25 protein-coding genes and 1 pseudogene are annotated in these 25,541 nt (G+C 68.0%); 20 read left to right on the top strand and 6 right to left on the bottom strand.

Going from position 1 to position 25,541, the window contains the following annotated elements:
- Window positions 1-102: 102 nt before the first annotated feature.
- The 6 genes from QWJ90_RS12435 (at window position 103) to rpsT (ending at window position 7,061) form a co-directional block, all read left to right on the top strand.
- Window positions 103-1,086 (top strand): ABC transporter permease, encoded by a 984-nt coding sequence (locus tag QWJ90_RS12435; RefSeq protein WP_290108164.1) that lies wholly within the window; start codon window positions 103-105, stop codon window positions 1,084-1,086.
- A 1-nt stretch (window position 1,087) separates the two neighbouring features.
- Window positions 1,088-2,029 carry an ABC transporter permease gene (locus QWJ90_RS12440; RefSeq protein ID WP_290108165.1) on the top strand — a complete coding sequence of 314 codons (942 nt, stop codon included), beginning with the start codon at window positions 1,088-1,090 and terminating at the stop codon, window positions 2,027-2,029.
- Window positions 2,026-3,954, top strand: coding sequence for an ABC transporter ATP-binding protein (locus tag QWJ90_RS12445; RefSeq protein WP_290108166.1), 1,929 nt, complete (start codon window positions 2,026-2,028; stop codon window positions 3,952-3,954). Before QWJ90_RS12440 ends, QWJ90_RS12445 begins: the two co-directional genes overlap by 4 nt.
- A 167-nt stretch (window positions 3,955-4,121) precedes the next feature.
- On the top strand, window positions 4,122-5,852 hold the full coding sequence (locus QWJ90_RS12450; protein WP_290108167.1) for an ABC transporter family substrate-binding protein: 1,731 nt from the start codon (window positions 4,122-4,124) through the stop codon (window positions 5,850-5,852).
- Between the two features lie 70 nt (window positions 5,853-5,922).
- A complete protein-coding gene (locus QWJ90_RS12455; RefSeq protein ID WP_290108169.1) occupies window positions 5,923-6,654 on the top strand; it encodes an alpha/beta fold hydrolase in 732 nt (243 codons plus the stop codon).
- Window positions 6,655-6,800: 146 nt separating this feature from the next.
- Window positions 6,801-7,061, top strand: a complete 261-nt coding sequence (gene rpsT, locus QWJ90_RS12460; protein ID WP_156241198.1) for a 30S ribosomal protein S20 — start codon at window positions 6,801-6,803, stop codon at window positions 7,059-7,061.
- A 290-nt stretch (window positions 7,062-7,351) separates the two neighbouring features.
- Here the strand turns inward: rpsT and holA are convergent, their stop codons facing one another.
- Both holA and QWJ90_RS12470 read right to left on the bottom strand, forming a co-directional pair.
- Window positions 7,352-8,401: a DNA polymerase III subunit delta gene (gene holA / locus QWJ90_RS12465; RefSeq protein ID WP_290108170.1), complete on the bottom strand. Its 1,050-nt coding sequence runs from the start codon at window positions 8,399-8,401 to the stop codon at window positions 7,352-7,354.
- Window positions 8,402-8,441: 40 nt separating this feature from the next.
- On the bottom strand, window positions 8,442-8,753 hold the full coding sequence (locus QWJ90_RS12470; protein ID WP_290108171.1) for a hypothetical protein: 312 nt from the start codon (window positions 8,751-8,753) through the stop codon (window positions 8,442-8,444).
- Between the two features lie 609 nt (window positions 8,754-9,362).
- Here QWJ90_RS12470 and QWJ90_RS12475 point away from each other — a divergent pair.
- The 3 genes from QWJ90_RS12475 (at window position 9,363) to QWJ90_RS12485 (ending at window position 11,005) form a co-directional block, all read left to right on the top strand.
- Window positions 9,363-10,082: a hypothetical protein gene (locus QWJ90_RS12475; protein WP_290108172.1), complete on the top strand. Its 720-nt coding sequence runs from the start codon at window positions 9,363-9,365 to the stop codon at window positions 10,080-10,082.
- A gap of 59 nt (window positions 10,083-10,141) precedes the next feature.
- On the top strand, window positions 10,142-10,465 hold the full coding sequence (locus QWJ90_RS12480; protein ID WP_290108173.1) for a hypothetical protein: 324 nt from the start codon (window positions 10,142-10,144) through the stop codon (window positions 10,463-10,465).
- 255 nt (window positions 10,466-10,720) lie between these two features.
- Window positions 10,721-11,005: a putative quinol monooxygenase gene (locus QWJ90_RS12485; RefSeq protein WP_290108174.1), complete on the top strand. Its 285-nt coding sequence runs from the start codon at window positions 10,721-10,723 to the stop codon at window positions 11,003-11,005.
- Here the strand turns inward: QWJ90_RS12485 and QWJ90_RS14885 are convergent.
- Entirely contained in the window at window positions 11,002-11,217 is a 216-nt protein-coding gene (locus tag QWJ90_RS14885; RefSeq protein WP_354670432.1) for a DUF6226 family protein, read from the bottom strand. The two genes, QWJ90_RS12485 and QWJ90_RS14885, sit on opposite strands and share 4 nt — an antisense overlap.
- A 58-nt stretch (window positions 11,218-11,275) precedes the next feature.
- Between QWJ90_RS14885 and QWJ90_RS12490 the strand changes: the two genes are divergently transcribed.
- From QWJ90_RS12490 to QWJ90_RS12515, 6 genes are all read left to right on the top strand, one after another.
- The gene (locus QWJ90_RS12490) at window positions 11,276-11,899 is read left to right on the top strand and encodes a class I SAM-dependent methyltransferase (protein ID WP_290108175.1); all 624 of its coding nucleotides are present in this window, start codon (window positions 11,276-11,278) and stop codon (window positions 11,897-11,899) included.
- A gap of 515 nt (window positions 11,900-12,414) precedes the next feature.
- Window positions 12,415-12,564, top strand: coding sequence for a hypothetical protein (locus QWJ90_RS12495; RefSeq protein WP_290108177.1), 150 nt, complete (start codon window positions 12,415-12,417; stop codon window positions 12,562-12,564).
- 55 nt (window positions 12,565-12,619) lie between these two features.
- Window positions 12,620-12,961, top strand: a complete 342-nt coding sequence (locus QWJ90_RS12500; protein WP_290108178.1) for a DUF6176 family protein — start codon at window positions 12,620-12,622, stop codon at window positions 12,959-12,961.
- A 141-nt stretch (window positions 12,962-13,102) separates the two neighbouring features.
- Window positions 13,103-13,969 carry an AraC family transcriptional regulator gene (locus QWJ90_RS12505; protein ID WP_290108179.1) on the top strand — a complete coding sequence of 289 codons (867 nt, stop codon included), beginning with the start codon at window positions 13,103-13,105 and terminating at the stop codon, window positions 13,967-13,969.
- A 142-nt stretch (window positions 13,970-14,111) separates the two neighbouring features.
- Window positions 14,112-14,609 carry a GNAT family N-acetyltransferase gene (locus QWJ90_RS12510; protein WP_290108180.1) on the top strand — a complete coding sequence of 166 codons (498 nt, stop codon included), beginning with the start codon at window positions 14,112-14,114 and terminating at the stop codon, window positions 14,607-14,609.
- A gap of 65 nt (window positions 14,610-14,674) precedes the next feature.
- The gene (locus QWJ90_RS12515) at window positions 14,675-15,190 is read left to right on the top strand and encodes a 2'-5' RNA ligase family protein (RefSeq protein ID WP_290108181.1); all 516 of its coding nucleotides are present in this window, start codon (window positions 14,675-14,677) and stop codon (window positions 15,188-15,190) included.
- Here QWJ90_RS12515 and QWJ90_RS12520 read toward each other — a convergent pair.
- On the bottom strand, window positions 15,161-15,691 hold the full coding sequence (locus tag QWJ90_RS12520; protein ID WP_290108182.1) for a tetratricopeptide repeat protein: 531 nt from the start codon (window positions 15,689-15,691) through the stop codon (window positions 15,161-15,163). The genes QWJ90_RS12515 and QWJ90_RS12520 overlap by 30 nt on opposite strands.
- Window positions 15,692-15,770: 79 nt before the next feature.
- Between QWJ90_RS12520 and QWJ90_RS12525 the strand changes: the two genes are divergently transcribed.
- Window positions 15,771-16,187: a VOC family protein gene (locus QWJ90_RS12525; protein ID WP_290108183.1), complete on the top strand. Its 417-nt coding sequence runs from the start codon at window positions 15,771-15,773 to the stop codon at window positions 16,185-16,187.
- A gap of 27 nt (window positions 16,188-16,214) precedes the next feature.
- Here QWJ90_RS12525 and QWJ90_RS12530 read toward each other — a convergent pair whose 3' ends face one another.
- Entirely contained in the window at window positions 16,215-16,961 is a 747-nt protein-coding gene (locus tag QWJ90_RS12530; RefSeq protein ID WP_290108224.1) for a ComEC/Rec2 family competence protein, read from the bottom strand.
- A gap of 150 nt (window positions 16,962-17,111) precedes the next feature.
- Window positions 17,112-17,795: pseudogene (locus QWJ90_RS12535) on the bottom strand (ComEC/Rec2 family competence protein); the annotation flags it as partial.
- A gap of 50 nt (window positions 17,796-17,845) precedes the next feature.
- Between QWJ90_RS12535 and QWJ90_RS12540 the strand changes: the two are divergent.
- The 4 genes from QWJ90_RS12540 (at window position 17,846) to QWJ90_RS12555 (ending at window position 23,658) form a co-directional block, all read left to right on the top strand.
- Window positions 17,846-19,363 carry a recombinase family protein gene (locus tag QWJ90_RS12540; protein WP_290108184.1) on the top strand — a complete coding sequence of 506 codons (1,518 nt, stop codon included), beginning with the start codon at window positions 17,846-17,848 and terminating at the stop codon, window positions 19,361-19,363.
- A gap of 410 nt (window positions 19,364-19,773) precedes the next feature.
- Window positions 19,774-20,079, top strand: a complete 306-nt coding sequence (locus QWJ90_RS12545) for a helix-turn-helix domain-containing protein (protein ID WP_290108185.1) — start codon at window positions 19,774-19,776, stop codon at window positions 20,077-20,079.
- A 47-nt stretch (window positions 20,080-20,126) separates the two neighbouring features.
- Complete coding sequence (locus tag QWJ90_RS12550) at window positions 20,127-21,668, top strand: DNA primase family protein (RefSeq protein WP_290108186.1); 1,542 nt, start codon at window positions 20,127-20,129, stop codon at window positions 21,666-21,668.
- Between the two features lie 1,555 nt (window positions 21,669-23,223).
- Window positions 23,224-23,658 carry a hypothetical protein gene (locus tag QWJ90_RS12555; protein ID WP_290108187.1) on the top strand — a complete coding sequence of 145 codons (435 nt, stop codon included), beginning with the start codon at window positions 23,224-23,226 and terminating at the stop codon, window positions 23,656-23,658.
- Window positions 23,659-25,541 lie beyond the last annotated feature (1,883 nt).

The following is a 25,541-nucleotide window of genomic DNA, read 5'->3' on the forward strand; positions in this document are numbered from 1 at the left end:
ACATCGTCGATGGGAGCGAGCAGGGGTAGAGTCGACGCTCAACGTGTGCGATGAATGCGCTACCAGCGTGCTCAGCGCAGTCCGACGAAGGAAACCCCCGACTTGATCCGTTACTTGCTCCGCCGCATCCTGGGGTGGCTGCTCATCATCGCCGTCGCGACGAACCTGACGTACTTCCTGGCGTGGCTCTACCTCGACCCGCGCAGCAACTACGTGGGGCGGCGCCCGCCGCTCTCGGAGCAGCAGATCGTCGCCCTCCTGGAGCCGCGCAACCTCAGCGACACCGTGCCGCTCTTCCAGCGCTGGTGGACCTGGCTCTCCGGCATTCTGACCCGGTGGGACTGGGGACTCAGCCCCACCGGCGGGTCGGTGAACGACGAGGTCGCCTACCGCATGTGGATCTCCGCGGAGCTCGTGCTGGGCGCGACCATCCTCACCGCGATCGTCGGCATCGCGATCGGCGTCTACACCGCCTCCCGCCAGTACAAGCTCGCCGACCGGATCGGCCAGGCGACCTCGATCGTCACCATGAACATCCCCGTGGTGGTCGCGGCCCTCGGCATCGTCCTCATCGCGATCTCGATCAACCAGGCCGTGGGCACCCGGGTGTTCTACGTCACCGGATCGTCCAGCGTGGGAGTCGAGGGCTTCTTCCCCGTCGTCGTCGACGTCGTCCAGCACCTGACCCTGCCCACCCTGGGTCTCGTGCTGACGGGATACGCCGCGTACCACTTCCTCCAGCGCTCGCTGCTCCTGGACAACATCAGCGCCGACTACGTCCGCACCGCGCGGGCGAAGGGTCTGACCAAGGCGCAGGCCATCCGTCGGCACGCGCTGCGCACGTCGCTCATCCCCGTGACCACGCAGGTGGCGTTCAACATCCCCGCCGCCTTCACCGGGGCCATCCTCACCGAGTCGATCTTCGGATGGAGCGGCATGGGCCAGTACTTCGCCCAGACCATCTCGACGAACGACATCCACGGCACGGTCGCCACCGCGGCCTTCGGCGCCTTCATGACATTCATCGGTGCGATGCTCGCGGACGTCGCGGTCGTCGCCCTCGACCCCCGAGTGCGGGTGAGCTGACATGACGATCACAGATATGCGCGATCCCCTCGAGCACGGAGACAACCCGCCCCCCGCGGTCTCGGCGGTGAGCGGCGGACGCAGCAAGCCGCTGCGGAAGTCCTCGCTGTACGTCCGGCGCTTCATGCGCAACCGGCCCGCCGTCGCCGGCATCGTGATCTTCCTCCTGCTGGTGCTGTTCGCGGTCGTCGGTCCGCTGTTCCAGAAGTACGACCACATCGAGCTCGACTTCCTCGCGCTCAGCGACGCGCCGAACGCCGACCACTGGTTCGGCACGAACAACTCCGGCAACGACCTCTACGCCATGGTCGTCGTGGGTCTGCAGCGGTCCATGATGATCGCGGTGGGCGTCTCCGTGGGGACGACCGTGATCTCGGCGCTCGTCGGCGCCGCGGCGGCCTACTTCGGCGGCTGGTTCGAGAAGACCGCGCTCGCGGTCATCCACTTCCTCATGGCGGTGCCGACCTTCCTCATCATCGCGATGATCTCCAACGACTCGGGCGGTGACTGGCGCGTGATCACCCTCGTGCTGATCCTGACGAACTGGTTCATCGCGGCTCGCACGATCTGGACGCTGTCGCTGTCGATCCGGGAGCGGGAGTACATCCAGGCGGCGCGCTACATGGGCGTCAGCGGCTTCCGGATCGTGCTGCGCCACATGATCCCGAACATCGGGTCGCTCCTGGTCATCAACTTCACCCTCGGCGTCGTCAGCGCGGTCATGCTCGAGACGGGCCTGTCGTTCCTCGGCTTCGGCGTGAAGCTCCCCGACGTCTCGCTCGGGTCGCTCATCGGCACCGGGTCCGGCATCATCACCAGCGCGCCGTGGATGTTCTTCTTCCCCGCCGGCGCCCTCACCCTGCTCACGGTCTCGATGGCGCTCGTCGCCGACGGCCTGCGCGACGCCCTCGACCCGACTTCGGCGGCTGGAGGCCGCGCATGAACGCACCTGTTCTCTCCGTCCGCGACCTGCGGGTCAGCTTCGCCTCCGAGGCCGGAAGGGTCGACGCCGTCCGCGGCGTCTCCTTCGACCTCCTCCCCGGCCGCTCGCTCGGCATCGTCGGCGAGTCGGGGTCCGGCAAGTCGGTCACGTCGCTGGCGATCATGGGCCTCCTCGCCGAAACGGCCCACGTCACCGGCTCGATCACGTTCGACGGGGAGGAGCTGCTCGGCAAGACCGACAAGCAGATGTCGGCCATCCGCGGCAACGGCCTGGCGATGATCTTCCAGGACCCGCTGACGTCGCTCACCCCCGTGTACACGATCGGCGATCAGCTCGTGGAGGCGCTCGTCGTCCACGACTCCGGGATGAGCCGCAAGCAGGCCTGGGAGCGGGGCATCGAGCTGCTGACCCTCGTCGGGATCACCGAACCGGAGCGGCGCATGAAGTCGTTCCCGCACGAGTTCTCCGGCGGCATGCGGCAGCGCGTGGTGATCGCGATCGCGATGGCCAACAAGCCCAAGCTCATCATCGCCGACGAGCCGACGACCGCCCTCGACGTGACCATCCAGGCGCAGATCCTCGATCTCATCCGCACCGCCCAGCGCGAGACCGGTGCCGCGGTGATCATGATCACGCACGACATGGGCGTGGTGGCGAACATCGCCGACGACGTCCTCGTCATGTACGCGGGCAAGCCGATCGAGCAGGCGCCCGCCGTCGAGCTGTTCGACGACACCCGGATGCCCTACACGATCGGCCTGCTCGGGGCCATCCCTCGGGTCGACCGCAAGCAGAAGGAGCCGCTGGTCGCCATCCAGGGCAACCCGCCGCTGCTCATCGACCTGCCCGACGCGTGCCCCTTCGCGGATCGCTGCCCCATCGTGCTCGACGCGTGCCGCGCCGGCGAGCCCGCCCTCATCCCCGTCGGCGGCCGAGAGGACCATCTCGCCGCGTGCATCCGCGCCGACGAGATCCGCTCGGGCATCATCGGCGGGCGCCCCGTGTACCCGGTCCCGGAGATCCCGGAGGGCGACCTCGTGCGCGTGCCGCGCGAGGAGCGCGAGACGGTGCTCGAGGTGTCGCACCTGTCGAAGACCTTCCCGATCCTCAAGGGCGTCCTCAAGCGCAAGGTGGGCGAGGTGCAGGCGGTCAAGGACATCTCCTTCGACATCAAGCAGGGCGAGACCCTCGCGATCGTCGGCGAGTCGGGATCGGGCAAGACGACGACGCTCCTCGAGATCATGGAGTTCTCCGCTCCCGAGGGCGGGGACATCCTGCTCGGCGGCACGAGCGTTCGCGACCTGAAGGGCCACAAGCGCGAGCGGATCGCGCGGCGCGACATCCAGATCGTCTTCCAGGACCCGATGGGCGCGCTCGACCCGCGCATGACGGTGTTCGACATCATCGCCGAGCCGCTGCAGACGATCGGCGTCTCGAAGGAGCGCACCCACGAGCGGGTGGACGAGCTCATGGGACTGGTCGGCCTGAACCCCGCACACAGCGACCGGTTCCCGCAGGCGTTCTCCGGCGGTCAGCGGCAGCGCATCGGCATCGCCCGGGCGCTCGCCACCGAGCCGAAGCTCGTCGTGCTCGACGAGCCGGTCTCCGCGCTCGATGTGTCGATCCAGGCGGGTGTGCTCAACCTGCTCGACGAGCTGAAGACGCGCCTCGGGATCAGCTACCTCTTCGTCGCCCACGACCTTTCGGTCGTGCGGCATCTCGCGGATCGCGTCGCCGTGATGTACCGCGGCGACTTCGTGGAGTTCGGCGACGTCGACGACGTGTTCGACAGCCCGCAGCACCCCTACACGCAGGCGCTGCTGTCGGCCATCCCCATCCCCGACCCGAAGATCGAGCGCGGGCGCCAGCGCGTCGAGCTCGACCCCAGCGCGTTCAGCAGCGGCGGCCAGGCGCGCGCCAGCTGACGATGTAGCCCGAGCGCGGAACGCAGCAGTACCGCGCTCGGGTTCCTCGAGATCGGGGCACGCAGGTCACGGCTCGCTCACGTTCCGGCACGAGCGGCCTTCCCGCGATTAGCCTCGATCTCATCTCTCCCACATCCCCACGCCTGCGAAGGCGCGAAAGGAGCACCATGAAGAAGCAGCAGAAGTGGATCGGGGCCGCGGCCGCAGCCGGCACGCTGGCCCTCGTCCTCGCGGGCTGTGCCGGTGGCGGCGGCGGTGACAACGGCGGCGGCAGCGCTTCCGGCGGCGGAAACGAAGGCGCGACCGAGATCACCGGCGCGGACTACAACCCGCAGCCACGCGAGAACCTGCAGCAGGGCGGCGAAGCGACCTTCCCGATCACCGAGATCCCCGAGCAGCTCAACGCCAACCACTCGGACGGGTCTGTCGACACCGCGACGCTGTGGGAGTGGTACAACCCGCAGACGATCCTGATGACGCCCGAGGGCGAGGCGTACGCCAACCCCAACTACCTGACGGACTGGACGACGGAGGAAGTCGACGGCAAGACCGTCGTCACCTACACGATCAATCCCGATGCGGTCTGGAACGACGGCTCGCCCATCACCTGGGAGGCGTACAACCAGACGTGGATCGCGAACCGCTCGCTGGACGAGGGCTACGTCCCGAATTCCACCGACGGCTACTCCCTCATCGAGTCGGTCGAGCAGGGCGAGGACGACCGCCAGGCCGTCGTCACCTTCACGCAGGTCTACCCGTGGACCGACGGTCTGTTCTGGCACCTGGTGAACCCGGCGATCAACACGCCCGAGCTCTTCAACGAGGCGTATGTCAGCGAGCTGAACCCCGAGTGGGGCGCCGGCCCGTACAAGGTCGACGAGTTCGACGCCAACGGCGGCACCGTCACCTTCGTGCCGAACGAGAACTGGTGGGGCGACGAGCCGATGCTCGACAAGGTCACCTTCCGTGTGCTCGACGACACCGCCGAGATCAACGCGTTCCGCAACGGCGAGATCGACTGGGCGCTGACCAACACCGAGGATCGCCTCGCGCAGGTCGCGGACATGGATGGCGTCGTCACCTACCGCGCGCAGCGCACGGCGACGAACCTCCTCGAGATCAACGCCGAGCGCGAGCAGTTCGCCGACCTCGAGGTCCGTCAGGCACTCCTCATGGCGATCAACCGCGACCAGATCAAGGAGGTCGTCTGGAACGGACTCGACTACACCGAGCCCGACTCCAACTCGCTGCTGCTCTTCCCGTTCCAGGAGGGGTACACCGACGCTCTGACCGAGGCGGGCTGGGAGTACAACGTCGAGGAGGCCAACGCGATCCTCGACGAGGCCGGCTGGACGATGGGCGACGACGGCGTCCGCGAGAAGGACGGCGTCCGGCTCGAGGGCGTGCTGCCGCTGTTCGGTGACGACCCGGTCGTCGAGGCGCGCGGCCGCATCATCCAGACGCAGCTCGCCGAGGTCGGCGCCGCGATCACGCCCGAGGTGCGCCCGTCGTCCGACTTCTCGAACGACCTCACGACGAAGAACTGGGACCTCGTCATGCTGGGCTTCTCGTCGAGCGACCCGTACGGGGTGGCCTACATGTGCCAGATCTACTGCTCGGACAGCGGCCTGAACCTCTCGTCGACCGGTACGCCGGAGATCGACGAGCGGATCGCGAACGAGGTCTCCGCGCTGCCGACGGCCGAGGAGCAGACCGAAGCCGGCATGGAGCTCGAGGCGGAGATCATCGCTGAGACGTGGGGCATCCTCCCGCTCTACGCCGGTCCGCAGATCGTGACGGCCAAGGAGGGTCTGGCGAACCTGACCCCCGAGACCTACACGGGCCTGGACCTCTTCGGCCTGCAGCCGGTGGAGAACACGGGCTGGATGAAGGAGTAGTCACCGCTCTCCGGGAGGGGCCGACGGCAGCTGCCGTCGGCCCCTTCCGCGTCGTCGATAGCATGGCGGCATGAGCGTGCAGGTGGTCCTCGTGCACGGCATCCGCACGTCGGCGACGATGTGGCGGGCGCAGGTGGCGCACCTGCAGCGGCGCGGCGTCGTGGTGCACGCCATCGACCTGCCGGGGCACGGGTCGCGGATGGATGAGGAGTGGTCTCTCGAGGAGGCCTTCGCCACCATCGACAGGGCCGTCCGCTCGGCGGGCACCTCCGGACCCGTCCTTCTCGTCGGCCATTCGATGGGCGGGCTGCTGTCCCTCGCACTCCTCGCGCGGGATGACGCGCCGCCCGTGGCGGGCTTCATCGCCGTCGGGGCGACGGCGCTCCCCCGCGGCGCGGGTCTCCGCCTGTATCGCCTCCTCCTGCGTGGCATGCAGCGGATGCCCGGAAACGGCATGTGGCTCGTCAGGCGCGTGCTGCGGGCGACGCTTCCCGAAGACACGCGCCTCGACTTCGGGGCCGGAGGGTATGCCCTCCGCTCGGAGGACGCGGCCCTGTCCAGCCTCGCGGCCCTGGACATCCGCTCGGCCCTGCCACGGCTGCGCACGCGTGTATGGTTCGTCAACGGCGAGTGGGATCAGCTGCGCCTGCACGAGGGGCTCTTCACGCGCCTCGTGCCGCACGCCGAACTCGTCGTCGTGCCGCGGTCGACGCATCTCGTCACCGCGATGCGGCCCGAGGTCTTCGCCGCCGTGCTCGAACTCGCGATCGCGACCGTCGGGCGAGCGGATGGCCAGGGCTGACCTGGTAGCATTGGTCCTTGGCTTGCGTGTGGGGGCACCCACACAGCCGTACGACGCCCCTCTCTCGTCACGCGGCAACTGAAGAAGCACACTCGGGTCGGCCGTCACAGGATCGCCCGAATCACTCCGAACGAAAGTCATTCGACGTGGCAAACATCAAGTCGCAGATCAAGCGCATCAAGACCAACGAGAAGGCGCGCGAGCGCAACAAGGCCGTGAAGAGCGAGCTGAAGTCGCTCGTCCGCAAGACGCGCGAGGCCGTCGCTGCCGGCGACAAGGCCGCCGCCGAGGCGACCCTGGCGAAGGCGTCGAAGAAGCTCGACAAGGCCGTGAGCAAGGGCGTCATCCACAAGAACCAGGCCGCCAACCGCAAGTCGGGCATGGCGAAGCAGGTCTCTTCGCTCTGAGCCTCACCGCTCCGTAGAAGGCCCGTCCCGCATCGCGGGGCGGGCCTTCTGCTGTGCGGGGCTGCGGGGGCGGCGACGAGGGAGCTCGGCGCGGGTCGAGCCGCTGACGAAGGCGCGCCGGCACTCCGAGACAGCGCTGGCGCTCGCGCCTTGCGCCGTCGCTCCGAGACAGCGTGCACGACGGGCTGTCTCGGAGCGTTCGTGCTGGGGACGCTCGGGAAGCACCCAGTCTGGGAGCGTGCGCTCCGTTTGGGAGCGATGACGCGGTCTCGCCGCGCGTGCGGTCGGTCTCAGCGCGTGGGGGCGCCGAAGGGGGCGCGCGTCGCGATGACCGTCACCATCCGCTCGAGCGCGAACACCGGATCGCGCGAGGCACCCTTCACCTCGGCGTCGGCTCGGGCGATCGCCTGGATGGCCAGTGCGAGCGCGCGCTCGTTCCATCCGGCCTGCAGGTCGCGACGGGCTCGGTCGACCTGCCAGTCCTTCATCCCGAGCCGGGTCGCGAGCGCACGCGAGGGCTCCCGCGAGCCCGCCACGCGCGCCATCGTCCGCAGCTTCATCGCGAACGCCGCGACCAGCGGCACCGGGTCCGCGCCGGAGTCGAGGGCGTGCCGCAGCGCGACCAGCGCCTCGCCGTAGCGCCCGGCGATGGCGGTGTCGGCGACCGCGAACGCGTTCGTCTCGACGCGGCCGCCGTAGTAGCGTGCGACGACGTCGTCGGTGATGTCGCCCTCGACGTCGGCGATGAGCTGCTGGCACGCGGCGGCGAGCTCGGCGAGCTCGCCGGTGAACGCCTGGGTCAGCGCCTGCAGCGCCTTCGGCGCGATGCGCTTTCCGGCCGCGGAGAACTCCCCCGCGGCGAAGTCGAAGCGGTCGCCATCCCGCTTCACGGCCGGACACGGCACCTCGACGCCGCGGCCGACGCCCGAGCGGATGGCGTCGAGCAGCTTCTTCCCGCGAACCGTGGCGCCGTTGTGCCGCAGCACGAGCGTCGCGCCCTCCTGCGGTGCTTCGATGTACGCGAGCGCCTCGGTGAGGAACGCGTCGCTGCACTTCTCCACGGCCGACACCCGGACCATCCGCGGCTCGCCGAAGAGCGACGGCGACGTGACGGCGAGGAGCATGCCCGAGGTGTAGTCCGACGCGACGATGTCGGTGATCTCGAGCGATGGATCCTCGGCCTTCAGATAGTCGCGGACGCCCGCGATCGCGCGCTCGGCGCAGACCTCCTCCGGACCGGAGACGAGCACGATCGGCGCCGGCTCCGGGCGCCGCCACGCCAGCTGCGGGATGGCCGTCTTCGTCGCCTTCGCGGGAGTCTTGCGGGGTGCTGCGGCCATGGTCTCAGCCTACCGGCGGCCCCTGACACCCCTGCTGGCGCTACTTCCCCGCAGCTGCGCGCGCCTTCTCGAGCGCGTGGCGTGCGGACGCGGTCGAGCGCGACGCCGTCTCGGTCTCGCCGCTGAGGTCCGCGAGCTCCTGTCGCAGGCGCGCCTCCTCGCCCTCGGCCTTCGCCAGTTCGGCCTCCAGCAAGGCGACGCGCTCGGTCGCGCGGCGGCTGTCGTCCTCGACTTTCTCGCGCCGGGAGGCGACGTCGGCCTCGGCGCGTTCCGCGCGCTGGAGCTCCCGCTCCGCCTCGCGGACCGCCGCCTGCGCGCGTCGGCGTGCACCACCATCCGACTTCCGGTGCACGGAGCGGAGGCTCGGTTCGGCGCGGATCCGGAGACCGCGCCCTCGAGATCGGCGGGGAAGGCCCCGGTCGCCTCGAGGGGTCGCAGCAGTCGTCCGGATGCGACCGCCGTCGCCGCGTCGGCGTCGAACATGGCGGCGTTGAACGTCTCCTGCACCGCGTCGATCGTGCCCGGCGAGACGCGGACGCCGCGGTCCTTCGCGATGCCGGCGGCCTCCTGCGCGAGCTGGCGCACGAGCTGGCGGCGCTGACGTCCGAGTGCGGAGAGGGTCTGCGCGTCGAGCTCCGCCTGCGCCTCCCGCAGTGCAGCCGCCAGCTCGAGCGCCTGCGCGACCTCGCCCGGGCGGTCCTGCACGAACACGTTGACGACCCACGCGGCGAGGAGCGGCTTCCGAAGTCCGCGCACCGCGGCGGCGAGCTCCGGGTCGTCGATGTCCTTCGCCCGGGCCGTCCGCGCCGAGACGAACTCGTCCGGCGGCACCGCGGCGAGTTCGACGGCGATGTCGTCGAGGGTCACCTCCGCTGCCATCCGCTCATTCTGCCGGATGGCCGTGCTGGCGCGGGTAGCTTGCTCTCGTCGCGGCCCACCGCCCTCCGCTAGCGTGACCGGCATGAGCACCTCCGCCATCCCTCCCGCGCACGACGCGGCGGGAGCGAGGTCGCGCACCGCGACCCTCGCCACGGTCGGCGCGGCAGTGCTCCTGGCGGCGGCCGCTCCTCCGCAGCTGGCCGCCTCGTTTCGTCGATGGACGCAGTGCCCGCGCTTCGGCGACGACGGCGGCGCGAGCATGTGCGGCCTGCTGGAGGACCACGTTTTCGACTACCAGAGCCCTTCAGAGCCATGGACGGTGATCGAGGGCGCCGCTCAGCTCTTCGGGGCCGGCCTGGTGCTCGTCGCCGTCGCCGTGCTGGTCGTCACCCTCGGGGTGGCCCGCCCTCGCGGAGCGCTGCTGTGGACGTCCGCCACTGTCACCGCCGCGACCTTCGCCTTCGGCGGCATCCACGCTCTCGTGTCAGGCCAGCTGGGTACTCCCTCTGCGCTTTCCGCGTGGACGGCCCCCGTCGCCCTCCTCGGTCAGCTCGCGTGGATCGCGTGGTGGGGAACGACATACGTCCGGGCTCCCCTGCGCGCGCTCGCCCTGCTGCCCACCGGGCTGTTCACGGCGGGCGGCGACGTGGTGGTCTATGCGGTCGCGCCGCTCTTCGTCGGCTACTCCTCGTACGACACGACCCCGTGGAGCGAATCGATCCCCGCCTACGGGGCCGGCCTATCAGCTCTTGCGCTGTTGGTGACGCTCGTTCTTCGCAGCGGGACGACGAGCGCCGGGTGACGTCGCCGATCGGGCAGCGGAGCGGAGAAGCATGACCTCTCTGTCGATGGTATGCGGACGTGGACCAGGACCAAGCGCAGACGCACACCCTCGAAGAGCGACAGCGCACCGACGAGTCTCGCGGCTCGGCGGGTGCGCGCCGGTTCGTCTGCGCGCTTGTCTGGCTCATCCCGATCGTGTCCATCCTCTTCGGCCTCACCTTGAGCGCGAAGCGGACGGTGGATCTCGAGGGCGCGTCGGACGGCGACTCCTACGAGATCGTGAGCTACGCGGTGTGGCCGGCAGGGCTCGCGCTGCTCCAGACAGGGATGCTCGGTCTCACTGCCGCTGCAAACCTGACCGCCGTGATTCTGACTCAGAGGGCTGCGCCTGCGTCTGAGTAGCGGCGTCGGCGTGCCTATCACCAGGCACCGGAAGTGGGCCTCTTAGCGCCGAGGAACGTGTGCAGCGGTGCCGGACTGTCTACGGGCAGGGGCGCAACTGTTCAGCTGAAGCGTCGTGCGCGTACTAGCCGGACATGACAAGCGGCCGATTCATCAGGAGGTGGATCTCTGTCGGTTTCATCCCCAGCAGTTTCGCGAGGTATGAAGCCAACGGTGCACCGCTGCCCTGGCCGCACGTCCATCTACCATCAAGGGATGAGCGTGGTTCGTCTGACTGGTCAGTTGGTCTGCAAGAGCGAGGTCGAGTCGACCCTGGTCGCCAAGAACCTCCCTGAGCACGTCTCGCTGACGCGGCGCGAGCCCGGGTGCCTCGCATTCGATGTCACCCGGTCTTCCGATCCTCTGGTCTGGAATGTCGACGAGCAGTTCGCAGACGACCGCGCTTTCAGGACTCATCAGGAACGCGTCGCGAGCAGCGAATGGGGACGTGTGACTGCGGATGCCGAGCGACGCTATTCGATTGATGGATGGTCCCCTTAGAAGACCGTCTCCCGGGAGAGCGGCCAGGGCGCCCAGCCTTCGGGCAGGTCGCGGAGAACAGGTGTTGCGACCTTAAGACGTCCTGCCGGAAGGTCTCGGGAGCGAGATCGTCCTGAGCTCGCGCCGTCGGGATACGTGTACGCGTACTCAACCCACGGTCGGATCCCGCGTTCGACGCTCTCCCTGTAGTTGCCGCCGACGATCGCGAGCACTTATTGCTCGAGATCATCGGCTTCTGCCTGCCAGTTGATCGGCTCCTAAGCTTCCGCTATGCGCTCCATCCTCGCCTCCTACTCCCATCGGGCAGACGAGTACGCGGAGCGTCTCGGCTCTATGACATCGGTGCACCCGTCCGACCTGCAGCTGGTAACGGCATGGGCCGATGAGGTCCGCGGGCCGCTCCTCGATGCGGGGTGCGGTCCAGGCCATTGGAGCGGTTACCTCGCGAGGAGGGGCGTCCACGTTCGTGGGATCGATCTCGTGCCGGCGTTCGTCGAGCACGCGCGTACCGCGCACCCGCAGGTCATGTTCGATGTCGCCGACGTCGATGCGCTGCCTCTTCCCGCGAACAGCTTCGCAGGAGTCCTCGCCTGGTACTCCCTCATCCACCACCGGCCTGGTGACATTCGTCGCGCACTTGATCAGTTCGCTCGGGTGCTGCGCCCAGGGGGCGGGCTGCTGCTGGGATTCTTCACCGGGCCCGCACTAGAGGAATTCGATCACGCCGTCGCCACCGCTTACCGCTGGCCTCCTGAGGTCTTGAGCGACGAGCTGCGGGCGGCCGGTTTCGAGGTCATCGAGACACACACCCGCACCAGCGCTCGTCCTCAGCCTCGGCCCCACGGCGCCATCCTCGCGCAGCTCTCGCACTCGAGGGCGAACCTCATCTCCTGATCGCTGCTCAGCCGTCCTGCTGCTGGGCTCGATCGCGAATGTCGGCAGGATGGCGGCGGCAGCGGCAAGGAGGACGCGCGCGACGGACCCCCCGCGAGGCGAGCCTTCCTCTACGATTCCCGTGAGCAGCAGAGCCGAGCTGCAGTCCGGCGTCACTGCTAGCCGAACATGACCACCTTCCATGCGCTCTCCGCGCTGCTGTCATACGCCTCGAACCTCACCGCGACGATCCCCGCGCCCTGTGGGGACGGCAGCGCAAGGACCTGTGTGCCCTGGTCGCACGCGAGCGATTGCGATGCGCTCGTGGGTGCCCGGTCTCATCGATGTGGTTCCGATCCACTGGGACGCGCGCGGCCGCCCCGACGGCGTCATGGACACGGCCGCGGTGTACGTTTTCGCTCAGGTGCTCCCCGCCGTCGCCGATCGTCGGGATGGCCGCGGTCTTGCGCGCACGGACCTAACCCCGGGTGACGCGGGATGTCCTCGGCTGGAGGGATGTCTTCTCCGGATTCGCCATGGCGCTCTGGATCGTGCCCGCCGGGCTCGCCGACGCCGCAGGGTTCCCGGACGGCGGGCGACTGAGCGGACGGCACCTCGCATTGCTGATCGCATTCCTCCTCTACGGCGTCTCGATCCGCTTCCTCGCGCCGTTGAAGACGGAATGAGCCGCGCCACGGGGCGAGCGGGAGCGACCGCGTCAACGCCGATAGCCTTGCGCGCATGATCTCCCTCACCATCCGCCGGATCGAACCGGATCAGCGCGACCGACTGGAGAGGTGGCTCCGGGAGGTCGACGGCCCACGCAGGCAGGAGGCGCTGGCGACGCTGGCCGATGAGGGCGTCATGCACGAGAAGGCCGTCATCCTCGACACGTCCGACGGGCCGATCCTCATCTACGCCATGGAGAGCGCGGATCTCGAGTACGCACGCGCCGTTGCACAGCGCTCCGAGCACGCGATCGACGCCGAGCATCGTGAGGTCATGCAAGCCGCCGTCGCAGGCCGACCGGATATCGCGGTCGTCCTCGATCTCCGGTCGGGCGACGCGGCGTCGCAGAGCTGACGGCGCCATGATTGTGCCGACCGGGTGATCAGCGCCCGCGGGAGAGGCAGTCCTCTGCGCGGACGTGCCCGATCGCTTCGGTCCGCGAATATCGGGCGCGCTGGACGACGGATCACGAGAGTGGATGTCGAAGGAGGAACCGTGATCGCACTTCTCAATCGGCTGGTCGATCTCGTCGAGCGCGACACCGCCGACCCCGTCGACGTCGCCGCGTTGGCCATCAGCGCGGGGACGACCGAGTACCACCTGCGTCGGATGTTCTCGTCCCTTGCGGGCATGCCCCTCTCCGAGTACACGCGGCGCCGCCGCATGGCGGTCGCCGCAGCGGACGTGCTCGACGGAGACGACATGCTCACGATCGCGGTGCGATACGGCTACGGCTCGACCGAGGCCTTCGGGCGGGCGTTCCGCTCTGTGCACGGCGTCGGTCCCGGCGACGTGCGCCGGCACGGCGGCCCCCTTCGCTCACAGCCGCAGCTCCGATTTCGTCTGACCGTCGAAGGAAGAACCACCATGGACACCCGCATCGCCGACCGCCCGCCGTTCCGCCTCATCGGCCACGCCACGCGCGTGCCGCTGATCCACGAGGGCGTCAATCCGCACATCCGGGAGCACATCGCGTCGCTTCCTCCGGCGGAGCACATCCGCCTGAAGCAGCTGAGCGGCATCGAGCCCGCCGGGCTGCTGCAGGTGACGGCCGACGTGGACCCCGATGCCGCCGAAGGCAGCATGCTGACGTACCTTCACGGCGTGGCTGTCCCGATCGCGTCGCCCGTTCCCGAAGACCTCGACGAGATCGAGGTGTCCGCCGGCGCCTGGGCCGTCTTCCGGACGGATGGCCCCCACCCCGCGGCCCTGCAGGCAACGTGGGCGGCGACCGCGACCGAATGGTTCCCGTCGAACCCGTGGCGTCTGCGCCCCGGGCCGTCGATCGTCGCCGTGCTCGAGCGCGCCGACGACTTCAGTACCGCGGTCTGCGAGCTGTGGCTTCCGGTGGAGCGTGCCTGAGGCGGATTCAGGGGCGAGGGTGCGGTTCGGCATCCAGATTTCAGGTGCCTCAGGAACTCGAGGAGGCCGTACTGGTCGCCTCCCCACCTCGTGGGAGACTCGGTCTCCACGCGTCAGCGGACGATTCGGGTATCGTCCGCTTGTGCTTCCCGCAGACACGCCCCGCTTGCGCTTCCGCCCGATGACCGGTCACGATCTCGACGATATGGCGGAACTCCTCGGAGACCCGGACGTGATGGCGTTCTACCCGGCGCCGAAGAGCCGGGAGCAGGCCCGAGCCTGGATCACGTGGAACCAAGAGAACTACGAGCGACACGGGTACGGGCTGTGGGTCATCGAGACGCATGACGCTGAGTTCGTCGGCGACTGCGGCCTGAGCTGGCAGGACGTGAATGGCGAGCCGCGGTTGGAGGTCGGCTATCACGTTCGCGTCGCCCTGCAAGGTCAGGGCCTCGCCACCGAAGCCGCGGGCGCCTGTCGCGACTTCGCGCGTCGGAACACGACGGCCGATCAGCTCGTCGCGATCATCCATCCCGAGAATCGGGCATCGCGCCGCGTTGCCGAGAAGATCGGCATGCGCCACATTGAGGACGACCATGGCGGCGCGCTGGTGCGCACAGTCATGGGGATGGAACTGTAGCTACGTTGCTGCGCGTCCGACGCGGGAGGGCGTCGGACACTCGAGGGGCCTCTTACCATCGAGCCATGTCCCGAACAGCGTTGATCGTGAAGGCGCCGACATCGGACAAGCTCGTCGCACTTCGGCGGCAGTTCGCAGCGGACGCCCGCTTCGGTGTACCCCCGCACATCACCGTCCTCTTTCCATTCGTGCCGCTCCCGCACCTGGATGAAGCTGCGATGACGGCTCTACGCCGCGCGGTCTGTTCCGTCCGGAGGTTCAACTTCGCGCTCACGGACACGGACTGGTTTGGACGCGACGTCCTGTGGCTCGCTCCTGGCGACGCGTCGCCGTTCGTGCGACTCACCGCCGCCGTCCATCATGCCTTCCCCGTCTACCCTCCTTACGGCGGGCTATACGACGGGTCCGAACCACATGCGACGATCGGCGACACCGCCACTCACGCCGATCTGATCGACGCCGAGCGCGAGGTGCGCACACTCCTTCCGCTTCACGGACGGGCCACTGCCGTGACGCTCCTCGTCGAGGACGCGAACGGAGTTTGGGGCGAATCAGCCGAGATTCCCCTCGGCCACGAGTGACGAAGCCTGCGGCTGATCCTCCCGGTCCACAACGAGCTCGTCTGCGTAGGCGGCCACCGCGCGTCCGTACACCGGCAGCGTGGGAGCGAGGGCACGCAACGCGACGCGGAGTGCTTCGTCGATCCGGCCGGCGTCATGCAGCGCGAGCGCAAGGAACGCCTGCGAGGCAGCGCCCGTGACGGCATCCGATGCCCGCTCCTCGAGCAGGTCGATCGCCGCCGCCGGGTCACCGACGTTGCGGAGGGAGCTCGCAAGCTGAATGATCGCCTGCGGACGCCGGTCCCCCGACAGCCCCGCAGCGAGCGCCTCGCGATAGAGCGGAATCGCCTCCGCCTCCCGCCCGAGGAAGTCGTGCACCGACGCCCACTCGTACAGCGCGGCCGGGTCGCCGTCTTCGCGCTCGCGAATCAGCTCGGCCAGCGCGGCGAGCGTGTCCGCTGGGCGCCCGTCGTCCGCAGACTCCCAGAATTCGTCGATCCGCTCATCCCATGATTCGCTCACCCGCCCATCCTGGCAGGCGCGCATCGGGCATCCTTGGTGCATGCCGCGATCGCCGCGGCCCTGGGCGAAGGAGCGGCATGTGACAGCGCAGACACTGTACCTCTGGTTTCCCGGCACCGCCGCCGAGGCACTCCGCTTCTACCACGACGTCTTCGGCGGCGAACTCGCCCTGCACACGTACGCCGAGTTCGGCCGAACGGATGGCCCCGCCGACGCGGTCGCGCACGGCGCGCTGGTCGGTCCCGTGAGTCTGTACGGCACGGATGCTGTGTCGGGCGAGGAGACGCTGCGCATGAGCGGAGTGAGCATCGCACTCCTCGGCACCGCCGACGGAGCGACCCTCACCCGCTGGTTCCACGCGGTGTCCGACGGCGGCACCGTGATCGATCCGCTGCAGCGGCGCAGCTGGGGCGCGTACGACGGACGGGTCGTCGACCGGTACGGCGTGAGCTGGCTGATCGGATACGAGGAGGAGGGGACCGACGAGACCAGCTGAGCGGATGGCGGTGGCCGAGTCCCCCTCTCATCCCGCGACTTTCTGCGTCGCCGGTCGCTCCCGCCAGACCCAGGGCGCGCCATGCGCCGACCGGCCGATCAGCACGAGGCCGTCCTCGTCGGTGCGCGCGGTCGTCGTGCCGAGGGAGCGCAGCTCGGCGAGGATGCCTGCGGCCGGATGGCCGTAGTCGTTGTCCGCGCCCACGCCGATCAGAGCGAGGGCGGGGCGGGCCATCCGGTAGAGCTCCGGGTCCTGATCGGCGCTGCCGTGATGGGCGACTTTGACGACGTCGAAGCGCCCGGCCAGCGCACCCGATCCACGCAGGGCCGCCTGCGACGACGCGCCGAGATCGCCGAGCAGCAGCGTGCGCGGGATGGCGCCTCCCGCGATCGCGAGGACGACGCTCGCGTCGTTCCCCTCCGGGAAGGCACGACTGTCGCGCCTCGGCCACAGCACGCGCCAGCGCGCGGCGCCGAGACTCCCGGACATCCCGACGGAGGCGTCGGTGCGACGCGCCTTCCCCGCGCGTTCCAACCACTCCTCGCCGTCCTCCCCCAACGGCCCGTGCAGCACCGTGTCGGCGCGACCGGCGGCCGCGTCCACCCCGCCGACGTGATCCAGGTCGAAGTGCGTCAGCACGAGGACGTCGAGACGACCGATTCCGAGGCGCGTCAGGCACGCGTCCAGGAGCGCCGGATCCGGCCCGGTGTCGACGAGCATCGTCGCACCTTCGGAGCGCAGCAGCACCGCGTCGCCCTGCCCGATGTCGCACATCGCGATGCTCCAGTCTCGCGGGGCAGTGAGCGGGCCGGCGACGCCGGCCAGCGCGCTCGTCCCCGCGCTCACACCGGTCACCACAGCCAGCACGACGAGTGCGGCACGCCGCACCCTCGCCCGCACCCTGGTCGGGCGCAGGAGCACGGCGACGAGAGCCGCGCCGACCAGCGCGAGCGCGAGGCACCCGAGGAAGCCACCCCACCAGGGCACCGCGGCGGCCGGCAGCCGCGCGAACAGCAGCGCGGTCTGCGCGATCCACGCGGACGGCACCCACGCGAGGCCGGCGATCCCCTCCGCCAGGAGCGGAACGCCCTGCAGGACGCACGCGAGCATCCCGAGCACCGTCGCCGCCGGCGCCGCGGGAGTGGCGATCATGTTCGCCACCACCCCGTAGGCGGAGACCTGCGGGCTCAGGAGCACGAGGATCGGCCCGCACGCGATCTGCGCGGCCAGCGGCACCGCCACTCCGAGGGCGACTGCCCGCGGCATCCAGCGCTCCAGCCCCTCGGCGAGCGGCCCGGCCAGCAGCAGCAGCGCGGCCGTCGCGAGGGCGGACAGCGCGAAGCCGTACGTCGTCGCGAGCCACGGGTCGAGCACCAGCAAGACCACCACGGCGCCGCCGAGCGCGGCTGCTCCCGCCCCGGTGCGTCCGAGGAGCACGCCCAGCATCGCCATGGCGGCCATCGTCGCCGCTCGCACGACGCTCGGCTCCGGGGTGACGAGCAGCACGAAGCCGCCCAGCGTCGCCAGAGCGACGAGCACGCGAGCCGATCGCGGCAGCCGGACCGCTGCCGCGATCGCGAACGCGATCCCGACGACGAGCGCACAGTTCGCGCCAGATACGGTTGTATAGAGGGGTGCGTAGCTTCCAAGCGAGTGGTTTGATCGTTCGCGAGTACCTGCGAGTCTCGAAAGACCGCAGCGAGAGGGGTAAGAGCCCCGAACAGCAGCACAACGACAACGTGCGCTCTATCGAGAACAACGGCTGGGTCATGCACCCGGACCCGCCGTATCGGGACAACGACCGCAGCGCCAGCCAGTTCGCGCGCAAAGACCGCGAGGACTTCAAACGCCTTGTCGCGGATCTGGAGAACGACACCTTCGGGGCCGAGGTCCTCGCTATCTGGGAGTCCAGCCGAGGCTCCCGTCGCGTCGGCGAGTGGGTGGACCTCGTGGAGCTGTGCGCGGCCCGGAGGGTACGGGTGTGGGTCACAACACACGGCCGACTCTATGACCCGCGCAACCCCCGTGACCGTCGAAGCCTTCTCGAAGACGCCGTCGATGCCGAGTACGAGAGCGCCAAGACCTCCGAGCGCATCAAGCGCGACGTCCGAGCTGCCGCCGAGGACGGTCGGCCCCACGGCAAGAACTTGTACGGCTATCAGCGCACCTACCGCCTAGGGCCTCGCGGCCCTGTTCTCGACGAGATTCTGCCGCATCTCGAACAGGCGCCCATCGTCCAAGAGGCGGCTCGTCGCATCCTCGAAGGTGACAGCCTCTATGCAATAGCGAAGGACTTCAACGCTCGCGGGATTCCACCTCGCCGCCCGCCGCGGAAGGATCATCGCAGCAACCTCGGCTGGACACCGCCGGCGGTCAAGCAGATGCTGACCGTGCCCGCGTACGCGGGCAAGCGCCAACACCGTGGAGAGATCCTCGCGGACGCGGTCTGGCCGGCGCTCATCGAGTACGAGTCCTGGCAGAAGCTGCAGTCACTCCTGTCCCCCGCAAGCCGGAAGCGCACCAATGACTGGCCCGCGGTTCACCTTCTCAGCGGCATCGCGGTCTGTGGTGTCTGCGGAGCGAGCACGCGCGTCAGCAAGCAGAACAAGGGCTCGAAGAGGAAGTTCGACCAGGACGGCAATCCGCTTCCCCGCGAGCAGTACTACTCGTACATCTGCGTCGGAGTCCCGGGGAAGACGGGATTCCACGTGGCGATGAAGGAGGATCACCTCGACAAGATCGTCACAGAGCTCCTGTTCGAGCGCGTCGAGCGACCGGACTCCCTCGCACTCATGGGCGAGGCAGGGGAAGGCACGGACGAGAAGCGCAGGGAACTGATCGACGAGATCACCGGCTATCAGCGGTACCTCGACCAGGTCCGCGAACAGGCCGCGGAGAAGCTCGACGTCAGCATTCTCATCGATCAGCAGGCTCGCATCGAGCCGAAGATCAAGGCAGCACAAGAGCGCCTCGAGAAGCTCTCCGCGTTGGACCCGCTCGTTCTGAAACTCATCGCCGACGGGTCGGTCCGAGAGGCGTGGGATAACGAACTCACGCTGGCGCAAAAGCGGCGGGTCGTTAGAGCGGTCATGCGACCTCAGATCATGCCGGTCGGCAGGGGCTGGAAGGGCATCAAGGGGCCGAACGCCGAGCGAGTCGTTCCTGGGTGGCGCTAGGCCGGATCTACCGGCAAGGCGGTGATCGTCACGGCTCCTTCGGGCCACGACTTACCTCGTTCTAAGCCTCGACTGCTCACTTTGAGCAGAGTTGTACCTTTTCGAGTAGTTCTGATATGTTTGACGACCCTGCAACCGCGGGGAATCGAAAACTCAACATGCACAGCTTGTCAAGGGTTCATCATCGGCAGGTGATGAACTCTCAATTAGATGCCTGAAGAACAAAGACCCCTCCGTGGGTCTGGTTTGCGTCGCTTGGCTGGCACGCGAACGAGAGAAGACGAGCCCCGAATAGAAAAGACCCCCACGCGCGGGTCTGGTTTGCGTCGCTTGGCTGGCACGCGAACGAGAGAAGACGAGCTCCGATATCAAAAGACTGTTGCTGTGCTCCTCTGAAAGGGAGCAAGTAATTGAACGACAACAAGATGAAGCCGGGTATCACTCTGCGTGAGATCCAGGCGACATACGGTTTCAGTGAGCCGACGCTGCGTCGATACGTGGCTAAGGGCAAGCTGAAAGCCGTTCGCTTCGGCGGCCGGCTTTACTTCGACGCTGAGCACGTACGCGAGGCGCTCTCACCGGTTCCCGCTCGCCCCTCGGACGACTACGTCCGGGAGTGGGCCAGGAAGATGGCCGCTGAAGCGCCGCCGCTTCGCCCTGAACAGCGCGACATCATCGTGTCGGCGTTCGCATCGGTGATTGGCGGTGCCCGTTGAACGTTAACGAGCCCGCGTCCCAGGTCTTGGTCGACACTGCTAGCGGGGTGAACACGCACCTGGCGGAGATGGAACGGGACCTCGATCGCGAGTGGCTGCGCCTGCACGCGCCGCAGCACCGCCAGCACATGCGAATTGCGTACGAAGTCGCAATCGATCACGAGATGAAGCTGATGCACGTCACCGGCCTCGGCTGGTTCCGGTACGACGGCAAGCGCTGGGTGTCGGATCCAGGCGATAAGGCGGCCAAGAACGCCGTCGTGGCGACGATCCGCCGACTGGCCGCGGACGCGATCACGGATAAGGAGCTGTTCGGCGACCTCGTAAAGGCGCAGACGGCGAGTGGTACGAAGGGTGTGCTCGAGCTTGCGTCCGCTCTCCCCGGAATCGCGGTTCACGCCACGGAGCTGGACGTCGACCCGTACCTGCTGAACACTCCCGCCGGCTCGCTCAATCTCCGGACCCTGGAGCTACTCCCGCACGACCCAGCTGACCGTCTTACGAAGATGACACGTGGCGCGTACGACCCGCTCGCACCGTGTGAGAAGTGGGAGGCGTTCCTCGAGCGAGTGCTCCCGGACGTGGACGTGCGTACCTACCTTCAGCGCTTCTTCGGCCTTGCTCTCGTCGGGCAGCAGCTCGAGCACATCCTCGGGATCGCGACGGGTGGCGGCAGAAACGGGAAGGGCGTGACTTACGAGACGTTCGGCTATGCCCTGGGCGACTACACCCACTACGCGCCGGCCACACTGTTCGAACAGACCAAGGGGAATGCGAACGGAGCCAGTCCCGCGCTGTTCGATCTGCGCGGCGCCCGCTTCGTCGCGCTTTCGGAGACCGAGAAGATGGCGCGAATCGCGTCCGCGCTGCTGAAGAGTCTCACTGGCGGGGACCCGGTGACGGCGCGCCAGCTGTACGCCCAGCCGATCACCTTCCTCGCGTCGTGGCTGATCCTGCTCGTCACCAACCACCTTCCGACACTGCCTGCTGACGACCCGGCCGTCTGGGAGCGCGTCCGCGTGATCCCCTTCGACGTGTTCATTCCGAAGGAGGAACGCGATCCGCAATTAAAGACGAAGTTGCAGGATGAGGCAGACGGCATCCTGACGTGGGCCGCGCGAGGCCTTGCCGACTACTGGACCGAGGGCCTCGTCGAGCCCGAGGCAGTGAAGGGCGCCACCAGCGACTACGCCCAGGCGCAGGACAATGTTTCGCGCTTCATCGAGGCAACGTGCACCGACGCCCCAGCCAACGGCGGCAGCACCACCAAGGAGCTGCACGACGCATATCAGGAGTGGGCGATCGCCGACGGGATCTTCCGCGAGCATCGCTCGGGGCGCACGGACTTCGGACACGCCCTCGACAAGCTCGGCTTCGTCGCCGTGAAGAAGAGCAGAGGCATGGTGCGTGAGGGGCTCGGCCTCACCGCGTTCGAACCGAACCTTCCCGAGCACCTCCCCGGCGCGGGCGCGCTAAGCGCCCAACCGGCGATCGTTGGCATCGGCAGCGAGCCCGCGGCACCGGTCCAACCCGCGGGCTCTTGGGACGACTTCCTCGAGCCGAAGAGCGCGGCCGTATTTCAGGGTTAGCACCGTCCGGGCCGGGCGGCGAGCACGCGCTCGCTGCCCGGCCGGGCGCTCGCTGCCCGTCATATGCCGCCGTGCAGTTGTGCAGTACGCACTTGAACCCTTCTTCTACGCGCGCGCGTAGTGAGTCTTGTGAGGGAACTGCAGAACTGCATCCAACGTCTTGGTGGCTCGATCTGCTCACTCGTGCAGTTGTGTTGTTAGGGGAGTCAAGTTCGTCGTAGTTGCGTTGTATGGAAGTCGCACTCCCCCACTGCACAACTGCATCTGCCGACTGAGCTCACGGACGAGCCCAGTGCAGGCGTCGCTTTGCACGGGCACCGTATCTTGCACGGGGTCGCGACGAGGCGTCGGTCGCCCCTCAAATCAGCACCTGGGCGTCCCTGCCCGAGCAAGCACTCCATCGAGGGCCCGGGGGCCGTGGAGACGAGATAGGTGGCGCAGGGTGGAAACAGCCGTGGCGCGAGCGCGGAAAGACCTCGAGGCGCTGGCAGAGGTCCGCACTCGGGCGTTGGGGTGAGTAACGCGGCCACCACATGGGGCGCTCGATGACCGGCCCGACTACGAGGCACAACACCTACGAGCGCAGACCCAGCGACGAATAGCATGTTCAATCGTCGTCGCGAGACCGGTTCACGGCGGGCGCCGATTGTTGCTCCGCCCATGCAGTGAGCCGGCAAGGCCGGCTCGGGAGGCCTCGTGAGGCCGTTCCAACAAGAGCTTTCGGACGGAGCAACAATCGGCGAGCTCGAATCATTCCAAGAAGAAGTAACGAGCTGATAACGCTCGTGCGAAGACTCTTCACGACCTGCGGGCGCGACAGCACCGACGACGCCGCGCGAGCCTCCTAGCCTGTGGCACCTACGCCAACGCGCTGCGTCGTATGCCGGCGGTCCACAGCCGGCGCCGATTGTTGCTCCGTCTGCGTCAGATGCCGGCGGAGCCGGCTCGGGGAGCCTCGTGAGGCTTTAGCAGCAAAAGCTCTCAGACGGAGCAACAATCGGCGAGCCCGATTCATTCCTGAGAAAGATCACGAGCCGATAACGCTCCGCGGCGCCACCTCCGCGACGGTATGCCTCGGGCGTCATGCGGACGCGTAGAGCCGGCGTAGCCGACTCGGGAGGCCTCGCAGAGGCCGACACTCAAGAGCCCACAGACTCGTCGTGCGCGTTCGCGCGCGTGAAGCCGGCAACGCCGGCTCGGGAGGCCTCACAGAGGCCGACACTCAAGAGCCCACAGACTCGTCGTGCGCGTTCGCGCGCGTGAAGCCGGCAACGCCGGCTCGGGAGGCCTCGCAGAGACCGACACCCAAGAGTCCACGGGCTCGCGCACGCATACGCGTGCGTAGAGCCGGCAGAGCCGGCTCGGGAGGCCTCGCAGAGGCCGACTCTAGGCACCTACGTCGTAGGTGCTTCTCGCACCTTTGTCGGTGCGAGACGGGGCCGGCGCAGCCTGCCCCGGGGGTGAATTCGAGAGGAGACGCCTCTCATCACCGGTGCGCTTCGCCTTGCGCTACATCATCCGGCGCTTCGGCGCCCAACAACCGATTGGATACGAGATGGCTGAGACCGAGATCGTTCTGGAATTTGGCGACGACACCCTCGAGGAATTCGAGGCTCTCTGCATACATCGGGACCTTGATCCCAAGCTCTTGGCCCGCGACGCCATGGTCGCAATCGGGAAGGCAATGCAGGCGGGCGCCTGCTACGGGGAAAGCATCCAGGCCATCTACGCCTTCGCCGCCAGTAAGGGCGCTCCTGCGCGATCATATGGCGCCTGTGATCATCGTCCCCTCGGACACAACAAGGTCGGCGTCGACCTGGTCACCGCGATCACGTACGCGATGAAATTCGGCGTCGATCATAAGGAGGTTCTCTTCATCATCGACATGAGCACCGCTCACACGAAGCTCACAAACATGGGCTTCTCCTTCGAGGACATTCAACGCACCATCGAGAAGCTCGCGGTCACCGGCACGACGGCGGTCGCATAGTAGGAGTCGATCGTCGTTAACGGATAGGTGGTGCACAGCACGTTTGGAACTTGTCGTCGGCTGGCGGCGGGTTCCGATCGCAGATGACCGTACGGCGTGACAGCCGCTTGATCGCGTCTCCGTCGATGACCCCTGCCTGGTCGGTGGGGGTGTCCCTTTTCACGAGCACGCGACGGCGGACGACCAGTTCGCCACTCTCTCGACTGCCGCTCAACATCCGGCGGGTGCGGATGGAAGGGCTTCGGCCGCACTGCTCGGGAGCGCGAGCTACGCGCCTCCCGCGAACGCGGACCGCTGCAGACGCTCACCGCCGAGCAGCTGGGACTCGGGTCACGGCCGATTACTATCGCGCCGGAGGGCATGCGCGTTCGGGGTCACGCCTGGTTGCGCTTCGGCGATGCTGACGCCTCGCCCCACCGTTCGCGCACGCCGTTGGAACATCGATGACGTCGGCGTAGAGGTTGACGTGAGCGGCGAGTTGATGCGCTCCTGGGCCGGGCAAGGTGCACGTTGTCACATTGAGGACCGGCGCGACCGGCGCGTGATGAACTCGCCGGGGTCCATGGACGCGAGGCACCCGAGACCGGTCGCTATCTCTCGCACGAGAACCACTTCCCGGAATCATTCTCGGAATCATTGTCGAAATCATTCCCGGCGCTCGCCACCTCTCGCGCCCGTCGGGGATGCGCGCGTCGGCGCGCCCCATCCCTGGTCGAGTTCGAGCATGCACCCGACGTCCCGAGTCGTCGTCAGCTGCTGATGTCGGCGCCGGAGCAGCGCGAAGGCGTCGCATCGGCCGGAGCACCCGCAGAGGCCCCAGTGGGGCGTCTGAGGGCAAGGAGCGCGGCGACGATGTAAAGGGCCCGAGGAGCGTCAGCGACGAGGGTGAGGGAGCCCTGGAGACCGAGCGCAGCGAGTGTCTGCAGGGTGACCGAAGAGTTGTCGGCTGGGCCGACCCCAGGGCGTGATTCCGACGAGGGAAGCGACGGAGGAAACGCAGCGCTGGGCCAACTCCCCTTATGCTCTTTCTTCTCTTGCGGCCGGATCCGGAGCTCCAGCGGAGGAGCAGGCTCATTTCTGCCGTTCGATCAGCGAAAAAGGATGGTTCCACCCCTATTGGCACCAGTCCGGAATCCGCAGGACCCGAAGGGCGGACTGGTACCAGTGGCACACTTTTTCGTTGGAAAGACGGGGTTTGACTGGTACCAGTGGAAAGAACCAGGTGGTCCACTGGTACCAGTCATCGAGCACAGCGAGGCAGGAGGTGGTGGAGCCTGCGGAACCACCCCGCTTTCCACCCCGTCGCGACCGCGGGCACGCGGTCGTCCCTGCTCTCGAGCGGCGCAGGTCGAAGCCTTATGCGGAGACCTCTCTGCTCGGCGCTCTGAGCCCCTCCGACGGACTCGACGAAGGAGAGTCCGTCGAGTTCCGCCGCAGCCGCGCAGCGGCTCTGGGACGCTCTGTCACTGCCCCATCAGGCGCGGCCGTGCCGCCACTGCGACACCTCGAGCCGAAAGTCACGAGCTCCGATCGAGGGTCGAGCCGCGACGTCGTGGCGGTGACCGTGCCCGTCTGCGAGGCCCGCCGGGCGCCTCTACGATCTGAAATCCTGGGTCCGTATGCGGTCACTTCCGGGACACACATGACCGTTTCCTGGACTCGAGTGTCCCGGAGATGACCAGAAGTGTCCGCGAAGGGCCCGTAGGGCTACCTGAACTAGCTCCCTGGAGGATGCAGGACGTCCGGACGAGCCAGTGTCCTGCAAGGGACCACTTTCGGGACATACGTGGCCCGGTCGTGACCACCTCGCGGTCTGTCGCCTCGCGACGCCTTACCCCTGTACCGGAGTGGACCGCGCGGTGGTCTACGGATGTCCCGGAAGT

The sequence above is a fragment of the Microbacterium oryzae genome (genome assembly GCF_030406385.1).
Taxonomy (GTDB): Bacteria; Actinomycetota; Actinomycetes; order Actinomycetales; family Microbacteriaceae; genus Microbacterium; species Microbacterium oryzae_A.